The sequence below is a fragment of the Amycolatopsis sp. NPDC049159 genome (assembly GCF_040648295.1).
Taxonomy (GTDB): Bacteria; Actinomycetota; Actinomycetes; order Mycobacteriales; family Pseudonocardiaceae; genus Amycolatopsis; species Amycolatopsis pretoriensis_A.
In genome coordinates, this window is record NZ_JBEZDL010000001.1 from 97,664 (window position 1) to 110,735 (window position 13,072).

The 13,072-nt window shown below is 71.6% G+C and carries 14 protein-coding genes and 1 pseudogene; 11 read left to right on the top strand and 4 right to left on the bottom strand.

The annotated features are described in order from the left end of the window. The first annotated feature begins 34 nt into the window (after window positions 1-34). From AB0B33_RS00430 to AB0B33_RS00440, 3 genes are read left to right on the top strand one after another with little or no spacing between them, the layout of a single operon-like run. Entirely contained in the window at window positions 35-322 is a 288-nt protein-coding gene (locus AB0B33_RS00430) for a toxin-antitoxin system HicB family antitoxin (protein WP_360764994.1), read from the top strand. Next, window positions 319-759: a type II toxin-antitoxin system VapC family toxin gene (locus AB0B33_RS00435; RefSeq protein ID WP_360764997.1), complete on the top strand. Its 441-nt coding sequence runs from the start codon at window positions 319-321 to the stop codon at window positions 757-759. Before AB0B33_RS00430 ends, AB0B33_RS00435 begins: the two co-directional genes overlap by 4 nt. Beyond that, window positions 756-1,097, top strand: a complete 342-nt coding sequence (locus tag AB0B33_RS00440) for a VOC family protein (protein ID WP_360765000.1) — start codon at window positions 756-758, stop codon at window positions 1,095-1,097. Before AB0B33_RS00435 ends, AB0B33_RS00440 begins: the two co-directional genes overlap by 4 nt. 344 nt (window positions 1,098-1,441) lie before the next feature. Here AB0B33_RS00440 and AB0B33_RS00445 read toward each other — a convergent pair whose 3' ends face one another. Beyond that, a complete protein-coding gene (locus tag AB0B33_RS00445) occupies window positions 1,442-2,440 on the bottom strand; it encodes a hypothetical protein (protein ID WP_103341215.1) in 999 nt (332 codons plus the stop codon). Between the two features lie 247 nt (window positions 2,441-2,687). Here AB0B33_RS00445 and AB0B33_RS00450 point away from each other — a divergent pair, with 247 nt between their 5' ends. The 3 genes from AB0B33_RS00450 to AB0B33_RS00460 all read left to right on the top strand — a co-directional run bounded on the left by AB0B33_RS00450 (window position 2,688) and on the right by AB0B33_RS00460 (window position 4,731). Beyond that, the gene (locus AB0B33_RS00450; RefSeq protein ID WP_360765003.1) at window positions 2,688-3,263 is read left to right on the top strand and encodes a papain-like cysteine protease family protein; all 576 of its coding nucleotides are present in this window, start codon (window positions 2,688-2,690) and stop codon (window positions 3,261-3,263) included. Beyond that, complete coding sequence (locus tag AB0B33_RS00455) at window positions 3,260-4,015, top strand: hypothetical protein (RefSeq protein ID WP_360765006.1); 756 nt, start codon at window positions 3,260-3,262, stop codon at window positions 4,013-4,015. Before AB0B33_RS00450 ends, AB0B33_RS00455 begins: the two co-directional genes overlap by 4 nt. Window positions 4,016-4,098: 83 nt before the next feature. Beyond that, the gene (locus tag AB0B33_RS00460) at window positions 4,099-4,731 is read left to right on the top strand and encodes a dTMP kinase (protein ID WP_360766181.1); all 633 of its coding nucleotides are present in this window, start codon (window positions 4,099-4,101) and stop codon (window positions 4,729-4,731) included. Here AB0B33_RS00460 and solA read toward each other — a convergent pair. After that, window positions 4,720-5,850 (bottom strand): N-methyl-L-tryptophan oxidase, encoded by a 1,131-nt coding sequence (gene solA / locus AB0B33_RS00465; protein ID WP_360765009.1) that lies wholly within the window; start codon window positions 5,848-5,850, stop codon window positions 4,720-4,722. The two genes, AB0B33_RS00460 and solA, sit on opposite strands and share 12 nt — an antisense overlap. Before the next feature lie 56 nt (window positions 5,851-5,906). Continuing rightward, a complete protein-coding gene (locus AB0B33_RS00470; RefSeq protein ID WP_360765012.1) occupies window positions 5,907-6,356 on the bottom strand; it encodes a hypothetical protein in 450 nt (149 codons plus the stop codon). Between the two features lie 64 nt (window positions 6,357-6,420). Between AB0B33_RS00470 and AB0B33_RS00475 the strand changes: the two genes are divergently transcribed. Then, complete coding sequence (locus tag AB0B33_RS00475) at window positions 6,421-7,389, top strand: WYL domain-containing protein (RefSeq protein WP_360765015.1); 969 nt, start codon at window positions 6,421-6,423, stop codon at window positions 7,387-7,389. On the opposite strand, the gene AB0B33_RS00480 is transcribed toward AB0B33_RS00475, so the two are convergent. Continuing rightward, a complete protein-coding gene (locus AB0B33_RS00480; RefSeq protein ID WP_247018832.1) occupies window positions 7,386-8,171 on the bottom strand; it encodes an IclR family transcriptional regulator in 786 nt (261 codons plus the stop codon). The two genes, AB0B33_RS00475 and AB0B33_RS00480, sit on opposite strands and share 4 nt — an antisense overlap. A gap of 336 nt (window positions 8,172-8,507) precedes the next feature. Here AB0B33_RS00480 and mtrA point away from each other — a divergent pair, with 336 nt between their 5' ends. From mtrA to AB0B33_RS00500, 4 genes and pseudogenes are all read left to right on the top strand, one after another. Continuing rightward, the gene (mtrA, locus tag AB0B33_RS00485) at window positions 8,508-9,185 is read left to right on the top strand and encodes an MtrAB system response regulator MtrA (protein ID WP_005150760.1); all 678 of its coding nucleotides are present in this window, start codon (window positions 8,508-8,510) and stop codon (window positions 9,183-9,185) included. A gap of 7 nt (window positions 9,186-9,192) precedes the next feature. Continuing rightward, the gene (gene mtrB / locus AB0B33_RS00490; RefSeq protein ID WP_360765019.1) at window positions 9,193-10,917 is read left to right on the top strand and encodes an MtrAB system histidine kinase MtrB; all 1,725 of its coding nucleotides are present in this window, start codon (window positions 9,193-9,195) and stop codon (window positions 10,915-10,917) included. A gap of 59 nt (window positions 10,918-10,976) precedes the next feature. After that, window positions 10,977-12,686 (top strand): LpqB family beta-propeller domain-containing protein, encoded by a 1,710-nt coding sequence (locus AB0B33_RS00495; protein ID WP_360765022.1) that lies wholly within the window; start codon window positions 10,977-10,979, stop codon window positions 12,684-12,686. A 64-nt stretch (window positions 12,687-12,750) separates the two neighbouring features. Further along, window positions 12,751-13,072 (top strand): annotated as a pseudogene (locus AB0B33_RS00500) (hypothetical protein); the annotation flags it as partial.

Consider the following 13,072-nt stretch of genomic DNA (forward strand, 5'->3'; position numbering starts at 1 on the left):
ATAGCTCGAATGGGTGACGCGCTATCATGGTGGGGTGAAGCAGTTGATCACGAGGATCGACGACGAGCTGCACGCCCGGTTGAAGGCGAAGGCCGAAGCTGAGGGGCGCAGCATGAACGAACTGGTCACCGAGCTGCTGCGAGGTGCGGTCGCCAAGACCGAGACGCGCGCCGAATGGAAGCAGCGCCTGGTTGCCGAAGGCAAGCTGATCACCTTCGAGCCCGAAGGTGAGCCGCCGGGCCACGACGAACTGGAGGAACTCTCGCGCGGCTGGGGTACTGCCGTCAGCGAGGCGCTCGACTGGACCAGGGGTGAACAGTGACCGTGTTCTACGCCGACACGAGCGCCGTGGTCGGGGCCTATCTCACCGACGAGCCCGACCACGCCGAGCTGCGGAAACTGCTGATCGACGGTGACCACCGCGTGCTGACCAGCGAGCTGACCCGGCTGGAGTTCGCCAGCGCGATCACCGCGGCCAAGCGGACCGGGCGAATTCCGGACGCCCGTCGCTTCCTCGACCAGTTCGACGAGGACGCCCGAACGGTGCTGGGGGTCATCCCGCTGGAGCCACGGCGGATCTTCGCGGCGGCCCGGCGGCTGGTCACCGAGAACCACCCGGTGCGCACGCTCGACGCGATCCACATCGCGGTCGCGATGCACGACACCGCCGAACTGACCGCAGGCGAGCCGGTCACCTTCGTCACCCGCGACGAGCGCCAGGCCGATGCCGCGAAGGCCAACGGATTCGAGGTGCTGTGAGCGTCGAGCTCTTCGCCGGGATCGCCGTCCGCGACTTCGCCGGCGCCGTCGCCTGGTACGAACAGCTCTTCGGTTCCCCGCCGACGTTCATCGTGCACGACACCGAGGTCCTGTGGGAGGTCACGCCGCACGGCTCGGTCTACGTCGTGCTCCGGCCCGAGCGCGCCGGTCTCGCCATGCACACCCTCTTCGTCGAGGACCTGGACGAGCGCGTCGCCGGGATTTCCGCGCGGGGCATCGAGCCCGCGGACCGCGAGACCTACGACAACGGTGTGCGCAAGATCATCTACCGCGACCCGGAGGGAAACGAGCTCGGCATCGGCGGCGGACCCGCGTAGTCCGGGCGGCGCAACGGGGCTGGTGCCCGGCAAGGGAATCCGGTGGCGCCAGGCTGAGGGTGTTCACGCTGTCCCACGACGGCCGCTTCCGGGTCGGCGTCTACGAAATCCACGAAGACGGCCTGGTTCCCTGGCGCGGCGTCCGAAGCGGACCAACGACGACGAGGGCATCGGCACCGCCGCCCAGCGGGCGCTCCAGTACGCGGTTACCGAGCGGGCGACCGAAATCGAAGCAGCCCGCAAACGCCGTGCCGCGCCGAAGCCGCCCGCCGTCGTGTGCTCGCCAAAGCGAAGTCGCGCCAGACACCGCGGCCGCTGGCGTCGCTTTCACGTGAAAGCGACGCTCAGTTCCACTCCACCGCGACGCCGGCCAGCCCCGGGCCCGCGTCGTTGAAGAACGCGCTGCTCACCCCGCCCATGTCGCACGCCAGTTCCTCCGCCACCACCGGCAGGGCGTCGTCGCGCGCCCGCACCTGGCGCGTGCACCGCGCCGGCAGCGCGTTGCGGTCGAAGCGCAACTGCACCAGGTAACTCGCGCACCGGTCCCGCAGCATCCGGTAGTACCCCGGCGACGCCGAACCGGAATCGTCGCGGACCTCGAAGCAGAACACGTGGATGTCGCCCTCGGCGAGCTTGCGGTCGAACAGCAACTCGGTCGCCATCGTGTCCGCGTCCGGGTTGCGGCGCATGCGGCCCACCCGGCAGCCCTCGTCGGTGATCAGCTCGACGTCGTCGATGCGGCAGCCCGGGTCGCCGTTGTACACCGTCAGGTAGCGGTCCGGGCCGTGGCGGCGGGCGCGGGTCACCAGCCGCGTGCGCAGGCTTACCTGGCGGTGCTCCGCGTCGAACGTGATCGTGTCGTGGACCGACAGCAGTTCGAGGTCGGCGTTGTAGTGGTTCGACGACGGGTACGCGCCCAGCTCGGCGAGCAGGTCCTCCACGATCGAGCCCATGTCGCCGGACCGCAGGTCGTGGAACGACGCCGCCGGCTGGTGGCCGCGGCGGACCAGGCGCGGTCCGATCAGCACCACCAAGGCGTCCGCGGGCAGCTGCAGGACCGATTCGAGGGCCCGGACCGCCGGCAGCGCCTTCGGCACCTCGGGCTGGCGGAGCCCGCGTTGCCAGTAGCTCAACGTGGACTGTCCGATTTGGACCCCGCGCAGCGCGAGGTGCGCGCGCAGCCGCGCGAGCGAGAGGCCGCGGTAAGCGATCGCCAGTCTCAAGGCGTGGTGGAACTCGCCCGTGCGGAGCGCCTCGGTCAGCTCTTTGGGCAGCTCGGCTACCGATGCCCGGGTCGTGCGGGCGCCATCGATGATCAGTGGGAGGTTCCCGTCTTGTGCCACCGCTCGTCCCTTCACCCGACCAGTGTGTGCGCTGGGCGTGAACACCGCGGAACGTTCACGTTAGCAGCGTAGAGTGCCCCGGCCGACCCCCGTTCAGGGTGGTTGGCCACGTAATGGTGACTGTTCCGCGTTCCGGCTGTCCCCCGGAACGGTCCGTTCCTCCGGATGGCGTTCTTGCTCCGGGTGACCACGTTGTTCACCGTTGTGACCACCGCTGGTTCGCCCACGTTCGAGCAGGAGGCCGTCCGTGCTGGTGAAGTCGAGGCAGGTGCAAGCCGCACTGGCTCTGAGCCTGATGATGTGCCTGGTCGCCCCGGTCACCGCCGGAGCCGCGCCCGGAGTGCCTTCGACCTACCGCAACCAGATCGTGATGCAGGTGCAGCAGAAGAGCCAGTGGTGCTGGGCCGGCGCGGGCAGCACCATCGCCGCCTTCCACGGTGCCGCCGTCGGGCAGCCGGAGTTCTGCCGGCTCGCGCACGGCGAGACCGGCCGGGACTGCGCCAACCTCCCCGGCACGCTCGCCGACCCGCAGCGCGCCTTCGCCCGGCTCGGGTTCACCTCCCCGGGCCGCTACCTCGACCGGCCCATCACCTACGCGGCGATCCGGGCGCAGACCGCGGCCGACCGGCCGGTGGAGACCAGGGTCGGCTTCCGCTCGGGCGGCGGGCACTCGCACGTCGTCTACGGCTACGACACCCGCGGCGACTGGGTGTTCTGGGGCGATCCGGGCCCCGCCAAGCGCTACAACTGGTCGACCTACGGGTTCTACCGGCACAATCCGTCGTTCTCCTGGACGCACACGCTCACCGGGATCGCCCGATGAGCAGGCGAGTGGTGGTCCTCGCCGTGCTGACCGGCGCGGCGCTGCTGATGACGGCACCGGTGTCAGGCGCGGCCCAGGCCGCCGGCATCAGCAGCGCCGACGCCGTGGCCGCCCACGCCGCGGCCGCGAACCTCCAGGACACGCTGGTCCGGTTCTTCGCACAGGCCCCGGACGCGCGGGGGCCGGTCACGGTGAAGATCGCGCCGGACGCCTACCCCGTCTACGAGCTGTCGCCGGGCTTCGTCGCGGGCGAGCCGGGCGCGGCGCCGGGTGATTTCGCCTACTTCGCCGTCCCCGCCCAGGCGTCGGACGGCCGGACCGCGACGCTCTGGTCGGTGCGCGGCGACGACGGCGCCTGGCAGGTGGGCAACATCGCTTCGGGCGACGTCGAAGGCGCGTACGCCCGGCAGTTGCCCGCGGGAGCCCAGCTCCTGCACGAGCCCCAGGTCGACGCCTGGTACGCGGTGCGGGACGGCCGCCTCACGCCCCTCGCGGGCGGGACTGCGGTCACCGTCGCCGACTACCAGCGGACCGTCGGCGCGCGCTACGCCGACAAGCTGCCCGGCTCGGCCTACGCCCGCGACGGTGAGGCCGGCGGCTACGACGCCACGTCCCAGGTGATGCCCCGCGGCGACGGCGGCCCGGCGGCGCCGAGCCACGACACCGGCTGGGTACCGCTGCTGATCCTCGTCGGCGTGCTCGCGGTGAGCGGCGCCGGCTACGTGTTCCACCTGCGGCGGCACACCGCATAGACGAACCGGCGGGCTCGGCGTCGATCCCCTTCCACCGAGCCCGCCGGTCCACCACCGTTACTGTTGCGCCCGTGGGTCGATTGGTGGTCATCGAAGGGCTCGACGGCGCGGGCAAGCGCACGTTGACCGACGGGCTGACGGCGGCGCTGGGCGCCCAGGGTGCGAGCGTCGCGTCGCTGGCGTTCCCGCGCTACGGCAAGAGCGTGCACGCCGACCTCGTGAAGGAGGCGTTGCACCGCGGGCACGGCGACCTCGCCGACTCGGTGTACGGCATGGCCGTGCTCTACGCGCTGGACCGCAGCGGCGCCGCGGACGACATCCGCGCGCTGCGGGACGCCCACGACGTCGTCCTGCTCGACCGGTACGTCGCTTCGAACGCCGCGTACGCGGCCGCGCGGCTGCGCCAGGACGCGACCGGCGACGTCGTGCGGTGGGTGTGGGAGCTGGAAGTCGACCGCTTCGGCTTGCCCCGACCGGACGCGCACCTGCTGCTGCGGGTCGCGCCCGCGGTGGCGGCCGAGCGCGCCGAACGCCGCGCCGCGGCCGAGACCGACCGCGAGCGCGACGCCTTCGAAACCGACGACGGCCTGCAGCAGCGCTGCGCCGCCGTGTACGACGAGCTGGCCGCGTCGGGCTGGCTCGCGCCGTGGCACGTCCTGGACGGCGTCGCCGGTGTCGACCACGAAACGCTCGCGACGACGGTGCTAGGCCAGTAACCGAGCCGGGTCGAACCGCTCGATCGGGTACGGGGTGGTGCCGTCGACGACCAGGTCCGCGAGAACCTCGCCGACCACCGGCGCGAACTTGAAGCCGTGGCCGGAAAAGCCGCAGGCGAGCACGACCCGTTCTTCGGAGGGGTGTGGTGCCAGCACGAAGCTTTCGTCGGCGGTGTCGGTGTACATGCACGTCGCCGCGCGGAGGAACGCGCCGGGCAGCGTCGGCAGGTGCCGCTTCACCGCCGTCGCGATCCGGTGGACCTCGTCGCCGGTCACCGCGCGCTCGATGCCCTCGGGCGTGCACACGCCGCCCCCGCTGTGGAACGCGACCTTGACGCCGTCCGCGGGCGCGTTGTGCGCCGGGAAACCGTAGAACGTGTAGTCCTCGCCTTCCCAGATGTACACCGGGTGCCGCTGGAACGGCTCGACCCCGCCCGAAGGCGCGAACCAGTACTGCACCTGCCGCCGGACCGTGAATTCGACGCCGAAGTCACGCAGCAGTTCGCCGGCCCACGCGCCGGGGCACAGCACCAGCCGGTCCGCCGTGTAGTAGTTGTGCGACGTCCCGACGCGCACCCCGCCGGCCGGCGTGCTCCAGGTGAAGACCTTCTCTTCGTGGTGCAGTTCGGCACCGCTGCGCGCGGCGAGCTGGAGGTGCGCCGCGACGCTGCCCTCGGGCGACACGAGCCCGGCGCCCGGCTCGTACAGCGCGACCTCGTCCGGCGACGGCGCCATGGTCGGGAACCGCCGCCGGACTTCCCGCGCGTCCAGGAGTTCGTGCGGGATGGCGAAGGCCGCCGCCGAGGCCAGGCTGCCGGTGATCGTCCGCGAGTCCGCCGTGCCGACCATGACGCCGCCGCAGCGGGTGAACAGCCGCCGTCCGCTGTCGCGCTCGAGGCCACCCCACAGCTCGTGCGCGCGCAGCAGGAGCGGTACGTACTCCGGCCCCTCGAGGTACGCCTGGCGCGTGATGCGCGAACCGCCGTGGCTCGACCCGCGGTTGTGCACCGGCGCGAACTGGTCGATGCCGAGCACCCGCTGCCCGCGTTGCGCCAGCCGGTACGCGGCCGCGCTGCCCATGCCGCCGAGCCCGACGACGATGACGTCGTAGTGCGTCATGGCACCCTCCGAAGTTGCGCCCTCGGCAACAACGTGCGTGGTGCGCGACGCGCTTGTCAAGCGCGGGCGAACTCCATGACCCAGTTGGACTCCCAGGTCCGGCCGCCGTCGGTGGAGAACGCCTGCTCCCACCGCGGCGAGCCCGTCGTCGTGCCCGTCCAGGCGTAGTGCACCTTGATCGGCGTCCCCTCGTAGGTGTCGTCGCCGTAGAAGTCGCCGCGGCCGTCCTTGAACGCGCCGGTGACCGGCGGCTGCAGCAAGCCGTCGCGGCTGCTGGCCCAGTACAGCGACCACTCTTCGCGCTCGACGTCGAAGAGCCGGAGGGTGCAGCCGCGGGAACCGAGGGTGGGGAAGGTGATCTCGTCCACGTTGCCGCGGCCCTCGAAGAGGGACCAGCAGGTCGACGTGCCGGGGAATTCGGTCCAGTCGTCGCTGCCGGCGAGGAGCGTCCCGAGCCGTCGGTTCGTGACGGTCCAGGAGCCGATGAAGAAGTCGAAGTCGTTCATGAGGAAGAGCTTGGGGCCGCACCACTGACACCTTTTGTCAGTGGTAGCCGGCAAACTCCGGCGGGTGCGTGCGAGCCGGCTGGTGTCCCTGGTGTTGCTGCTGCAGAACCGCGGGCGGCTGAGCGCCGCGCGGCTGGCGGCGGAGCTCGGCGTGACCGCGCGGACGGTGTACCGCGACGTCGAAGCGCTCGCCGCCGCGGGCGTCCCGATCTACGCCGAAGGCGGCCCGAACGGCGGCTACCAGCTGGTGGACGGCTACCGGACGCGGCTGACCGGGCTGACCGAAGGGGAAGCGGGTTCGCTGTTCCTCACCGGCTTGCCGCAGCCGGCCGCCGAACTGGGACTCGGCGCGCAGGTGGCGGCCGCCGAGCTGAAGCTGATGGCGGCGCTGCCGACGCCGTACCGGGACGCGTCGCTGCGCATCCGGGAACGCTTCCACCTCGACGCGCCCGGCTGGTACCGCGAAGCAGACCCGGTGCCTCGGCTGCTCGCCGCCGCGGAAGCGCTGTGGCAGGACCGGGTCGTCGAGGTCCGGTACCGCCGCTGGTCGCCGTCTCCCGGCGTCGTGACGCGGCGGCTGCACCCGCTCGGCCTCGTCCTGAAGGCCGGCGTCTGGTACCTCGTCGCCGGGCCGGAGCCGCGGACCTACCGCGTCTCGAACGTCGAAGACCTGCGGCCGCTCGACGAACACTTCACCCGGCCGGCCGGCTTCGAGCTCGCGGACTTCTGGCGCGCGCACGTGGAACGGTACGAGGAAAGCGAAATCGACGAGACCGCCGTCGTCCGGCTCACGCCGGCCGGGATCGCGGCCCTGCCGGACGTCCTCGGCCCGAAGGCCGCCCGGCTCGTCTCGCGCACGCTCGGCCCCGAGGACGCCGAGGGCTGGCGCCGCGCCCGCGTACCCCTGGAAAGCGTGCCGCACGCGGCCACCGGGCTGCTGCGGCTCGGCGCGGACGCGCAGGTGCTCGCGCCGCCGGAACTGGTGGCGCACATGGGAAAGACCGTCGCGGCGATGGCCCGGCTGTACGCCTAGTCCCGGAAGTACCCGAGCTGCGCGGAAAGTTCGTCCGCCGCCTCGGTCATCGGGCGCACGACCTGCTTCACCCGCTGCTTCGAAAGCCGGTACGCCGGACCGGAAGCGCTCATCGCGGCGACGACGTCACCGCCGGGGCCGTGGATCGGCACGGCGACCGCGTGCATGCCGAGTTCCAGCTCCTCGTAGCAAGCCGCGTAGCCGTCTTCGATCACCCGCTCCAGTTCGGACAGCAGCTCGTCCGGCTCGACCGTCGTGCGCGGCGTGTACTGCTCCAGCTTCCGCTTGAGCACCCGCTTGCGCTCGGCTTCGCCCATGTACGCCAGCAGGATCTTGCCGCTGGACGTCGCGTGCAGCGGCGTGCGCTGGCCGGTCCAGTTCTGCGTGGTGATCGCGGCCGCGCCGCGGGCCTGGCTGATGTTGATGGCGACGCCGTCGTCGGCGATCGCGATGTTCACCGTCTCGCCCAGCTCCTCGGCGAGGGTCAGGCAGCTCGCGCGGCCGAGCTTCGCCAGGTCCATCCGCCCGGTCGCGGCGCCGGCCAGCCGGACGATCCCGAACCCGATCGCGTACTTCCCGCGTTCCCCGAGCTGTTCGACGAGCCCTCTGGACTCCAGGACGCTGAGCAGCCGCGACGCCGTCGACTTGTGGACGCCCAGCTCGCCCGCGATCTCGGTGATGCCGGTTTCGCCGTGGCGGGCGAGCAGCTCCAGCACGCTGATCGCACGGTCGACCGACTGCACCTGGCTCTGAGTTGCGTTGCCCGAGTCCTGGTTCCGCATAGCGCAACAGTATCCGTTTCGTGCGTTTCCTATCGGCTGAGTGGGCGAATCGCTTGACGGACCGGGCGGGGAGGTCCGATTGTTGCGCACGGGGCACGGAGTAGCGCACTGCGCAACTTTCACGCACTGCCGCGACATCCGGCCAGCCGTTTCCCAGAACTCGCCTCGCAGGTCCGCGGAGGCCGCGCCGAACACCCGCGCGGCCTCCGCGGACCGTCCAAAGCCGCCGGTACCGGCACCCGGATGGAGCAGAGGCCGGTGGCGATCTTGATCTTTCTGGTGGTCAAACACGCGGGTCGCGCGTCCGGCCGCCGGAACTAGTGCGAACATGTGGACATGAAGGCACGTGTTCTCGTGGTCGACGACGACCCCGCCCTCGCGGAGATGCTCACCATCGTGCTCCGTGGGGAGGGGTTCGACACGGCGGTGGTCGCCGACGGCTCACGCGCGCTTCCCGCGCTGCGCGAGCTGAAGCCCGACCTCGTCCTGCTCGACCTGATGCTGCCCGGCATGAACGGGATCGACGTCTGCAAGGCGATCCGCGCCGAGTCCGGCGTGCCGATCGTCATGCTCACCGCCAAGAGCGACACCGTGGACATCGTCCTCGGCCTGGAGTCCGGCGCGGACGACTACGTCGTCAAGCCGTTCAAGCCGAAGGAGCTGGTCGCGCGGGTCCGGGCGCGGATGCGCCGCACGGAGGCCGAACCCGCGGAGTCGCTGACCATCGGCGACCTGGCGATCGACGTGCCGGGGCACGAGGTCACCCGCGAGGGCAAGGCCATCCCGCTGACCCCGCTCGAGTTCGACCTGCTGGTCGCGCTGGCCCGCAAGCCGCGCCAGGTGTTCACCCGCGAGGTGCTGCTCGAACAGGTCTGGGGCTACCGGCACGCGGCCGACACCCGGCTGGTGAACGTGCACGTCCAGCGGCTGCGTTCGAAGGTGGAAAAGGACCCGGAACACCCCGAGGTGGTGTTGACCGTTCGTGGTGTCGGGTACAAGGCAGGCCCGCCGTGATGAGTCGATGACCAGGGAGACCGGCAGACGGCTCCCCGCGTTCGCGCGTTCGACGGCACGCCTGGTGCGGCGTGTCGTCGTTTTCGCGCGCCGGCGCGCGGTCGCGTTCAACGAGCTGTGGAAGCACTCGCTCCAGTTCCGCGTCACCGTGTCGACGCTCGCGCTGTCCTCCGCCGTGGTCTTCGTGCTGGGCATGGTCCTGCAGAACCAGATCACCGAGCGGCTGCTGGACACCAAGCGGGACGCGGCGATCGCGCAGACCCGCGCCGCGGCGGAGACGGCGGCCGGCGAGCTGGTCGGCCTCGGCGGCGAGGCGCGCGACGCGACGACCAACCGGCTCGAGAACGCGCTGAAGAAGATCGCGATCACACCGACCAGCCAGGACGCGGCCGGGTCGGCGGCGGGCACGTTCGTCCCGGTGCTCGCCAGCGGCGGCCACGACCAGTCCGGCGACGAGCCGGCGTCCGCGGGCCCGTTCGAGAACGTGCCGCCGCGGCTGCGCCAGTTCGTCGAGGCCGACCAGATGAGCTGGCTCGAGCACACGGTCCCGGACACGATGGGCGGGCGCACGACGTACCTGATCGTCGGCATCCCGCTGAACACCGTCGCGAGCCCGCTGCAGCTGTACTTGCTCTTCCCGCTGACGACCGAGCAGAACACCGTCGCGACCGTGCAGAACACACTGCTGGTCGGCGGGCTCGTGCTGCTGCTCCTGCTGGCGGGCATCACGAACCTGGTGACCCGGCAGGTGGTCCGGCCGGTCCGCTCGGCCGCCGCGGCGGCCGAGCAGTTCGCCGGCGGTGACCTCGACCAGCGCCTCGCCGTGCTCGGCGAGGACGACCTCGCGAAGCTCGCCGTGTCCTACAACGGGATGGCCGCCAGCATCCAGCGCCAGATCCGCCAGCTCGAGGAGTTCGGCGGGCTGCAGCGCCGGTTCACCTCCGACGTCTCGCACGAGCTGCGCACGCCGCTGACCACCGTCCGGATGGCCGCGGACGTGCTGCACGCGTCGCGCGAGCAGTTCCCGGCCGGGCTGGCCCGGTCGACCGAGCTGCTGGTCGACGAGCTCGACCGGTTCGAAGCGCTGCTCGGCGACCTGCTGGAGATCAGCAGGCTCGACGCCGGCGTCGAGGAGCTGGCCGCGGAGTTCATCGACGTCCGTCCGATCGCGACCCGCGCGGTCGAGCAGGTGCGGGTCATCGCCGGCAACGCGGGCAGCTCGGTCGAACTGGTGCTGCCCGACGACGAGGTGATCGCCGAGGTCGACGCGCGGCGCGTCGAGCGGATCCTGCGCAACCTGCTCGCCAACGCGGTCGACCACAGCGAAGGCCGCCCGGTGGTGCTGCGCGTCGGGGCGAACGAGAACGCCGTCGCCATCACGGTCCGGGACCACGGCGTCGGCCTGCGGCCCGGCGAAGCGGACCTGGTGTTCAACCGGTTCTGGCGCGCCGACCCCTCGCGCAACCGGCGCACCGGCGGCACCGGGCTCGGCCTGGCGATCAGCCAGGAGGACGCGCGCCTGCACGGCGGCGAGCTCGACGCGTGGGGCGAACCCGGCTACGGCGCCTGTTTCCGGCTGCTGCTGCCGCGCCGCCAGGACGTGCCCGCGGGTGATTCGCCGTTGACCCTGCCGCCGCCGGACCACGTCCCGACGGAGGTGCCGCTGGGGATCATCGAGGTCACGCCGGCGCCGGAAGCGATCTTCGCGGAACGTGAGGGAATCGGGCAGTGACACCACAATCTTTTCGGGGGTCCGGGTGGCGAAGCCCCCGGCTCGGGGCGAAGCCCCGCATGTCACGGCTTTTGGTGTCCTTGCTGTGTTTCGTGCTGGTCGCCGGCTGCGCGAACGTCCCGCTCGAATCGCAGCCCGTCGTCGTTCCCGGGCAAGGCCAGGGCCAGGGTTCGGGGGACGTGGTGGCCGAGCCGCGGCCGGACCTCGACCCCCTGACGCTGGTCCGGGAGTTCGTCCGCGCGACGCTCAAACCGGGGCAGAACAACGCCGCCGCCCGCGCGTACCTCGACGACGCCGGCCGCGCGAGCTGGCGGCCGAGCCGCAGCCTGACGATCATCCAGAACACCTTCGGCACGGTCTACGACACGAACCCGCAGCCCGACCCGAACACCCAGGTCGTCAACGTGCGCGGGAGCGACATCGGCACGCTGGACCAGAACAACGCGTTCGTGCCGGACTTCAGCCCGGCGCTGCTGCAGGTCAAGGTGCGCAAGCAGGCGAACGGCCAGTGGCGGATCGTCGACCCGCCCGCCGACCTCTACGCGACCGAGTCCGACTTCAGCGAGAACTACACGCCGGTCCCGGTGAGCTTCTACTCGGAGTCGTCGAACACGTTCGTCCCCGACCGCCGCTACGTCGTCGCGAAACCGCAGTCCGGGCTGCCGGGCCGGGTGATGGACCTGCTGGTCAGCGGGCCGTCGACGAGCCTGGCCGGCGCGGTGAAGAACTTCCTCGGCGAGCCGGTCGAGATCGACACGAACGTCAAGAGCCTCGACGACGGCACGCTGGTGGTGCCGCTGACCGGGCTGGCGGGGGTGTCCGACGACACCCGGAACCTCATCGCGGCGCAGATCGTCCTTTCGCTCCAGTACGTCACTTCGGCGCGGATCCGGATCCTCGCCGACGGCGCCCCGCTGGTGCCGAACCACCCGGACTGGCGCCTGAACGACCTGCCGGCGTACGGCGCGACGCTCTCGCCCAACCTGGAGCTCTCGGGCCTGATGACGGTCGGCGGCCGCGTCCGTTCCCTCGGCGACGGCGCCCCGGTCCCCGGCCCGGCCGGCAACGGCGGCTACGACGTGGTGAGCGCGGCCCAGTCCCTCGACGGCAAGCGCCTGGCGGTGGTGGAACGCGATGGCGGCGGCGTCCGCCTGCGGATCGGCGACATGGGCCGCGACCTGTCCCAGGTGGCCCTCGGCGGCTCGACCCTGAGCCGTCCGACGTGGCGCCCCGGCACCGGTGAGGTGTGGACGGTGGTCGACCGCCTGTCGGTGGGCCGGATGGTGGTCAACCAGAACGGCGTCTGGACGGCGCTGGGCGTCAACGCGACGGACCTGAACCAGCAGGGCGAGATCTCGGAGCTCAGGTTCTCCCGCGACGGCGCCCGCGTGGCCGCGGTGATCAAGGGCGAGCTGTGGGTGGCCTCGGTGGTCGGCGTCGGCGACTCGGTCTCGTTGCGCGAGCCCCGCCACCTCCAGCCCCACGACCTCGAAGACGTGGTCGACGTCGACTGGGTCGCCCAGGACAACCTGGTGGCGGTGACGAAGTCCTCGTCCCAGCCGGTGGTCCGCGTGACGGTGGACGGCCAGCGCATGGACGCGTTCAACAGCTCCAACCTGACGCCCCCGGTCCACGGCGTGACGGCGGCCCCGGGCCGCCAGATCGTGGTGGCCGACTTGAGTGGCTTGTGGACGGCGTCGGTGCTGGGTGAGGTGTGGCGGCCGCAGGCGCACACGATGAAGGACGCGGATCCGTTCTACCCGGGGTGATTTCACTCGTGTGGGTGGCGGTCGGACGTTCGAAACTGTCGGTGGTGGCCGCGAGACTGTCCGTGTGCTGGAGAAGCTGCTCGACCTGGTGATCCCGAGCCGGTGCGCCGCGTGCGGGGCGCGCGGCGAGCCTTGTTGCGCCCGCTGCCGGGTGGTGTGGGGCGCGGTGCGTGAGGTCACGCGGGTGCCGACGACCGGGGTGGTGCGGGTGTTTTCCCTGGCCCGCTACTGCGGCGTGGGCCGGCGGTTGCTGCTCGCGTACAAGGAGCGGGGGCGGCGTGATCTGGCGCCCCCACTGGGTCTTGCGCTGGCGGAGGCGGTGGTGGAGCTGCCGCTGGGGGAGGCTGTGGGCGCATCCGTGTCGCGGGCGTGGGGGGAGGCTGCGG

Excerpts from the sequence above, each read along its gene's own strand:
- AB0B33_RS00455 (WP_360765006.1), top strand. The coding sequence starts at position 3,260 with ATGAGCAGGCGAGTGGTGGTCCTCGCCGTGCTGACCGGCGCGGCGCTG.
- solA (WP_360765009.1), bottom strand. The coding sequence starts at position 5,850 with ATGACGCACTACGACGTCATCGTCGTCGGGCTCGGCGGCATGGGCAGC.
- AB0B33_RS00470 (WP_360765012.1), bottom strand. The coding sequence starts at position 6,356 with ATGAACGACTTCGACTTCTTCATCGGCTCCTGGACCGTCACGAACCGA.
- AB0B33_RS00480 (WP_247018832.1), bottom strand. The coding sequence starts at position 8,171 with ATGCGGAACCAGGACTCGGGCAACGCAACTCAGAGCCAGGTGCAGTCG.
- mtrA (WP_005150760.1), top strand. The coding sequence starts at position 8,508 with ATGAAGGCACGTGTTCTCGTGGTCGACGACGACCCCGCCCTCGCGGAG.
- mtrB (WP_360765019.1), top strand. The coding sequence starts at position 9,193 with ATGACCAGGGAGACCGGCAGACGGCTCCCCGCGTTCGCGCGTTCGACG.
- AB0B33_RS00495 (WP_360765022.1), top strand. The coding sequence starts at position 10,977 with ATGTCACGGCTTTTGGTGTCCTTGCTGTGTTTCGTGCTGGTCGCCGGC.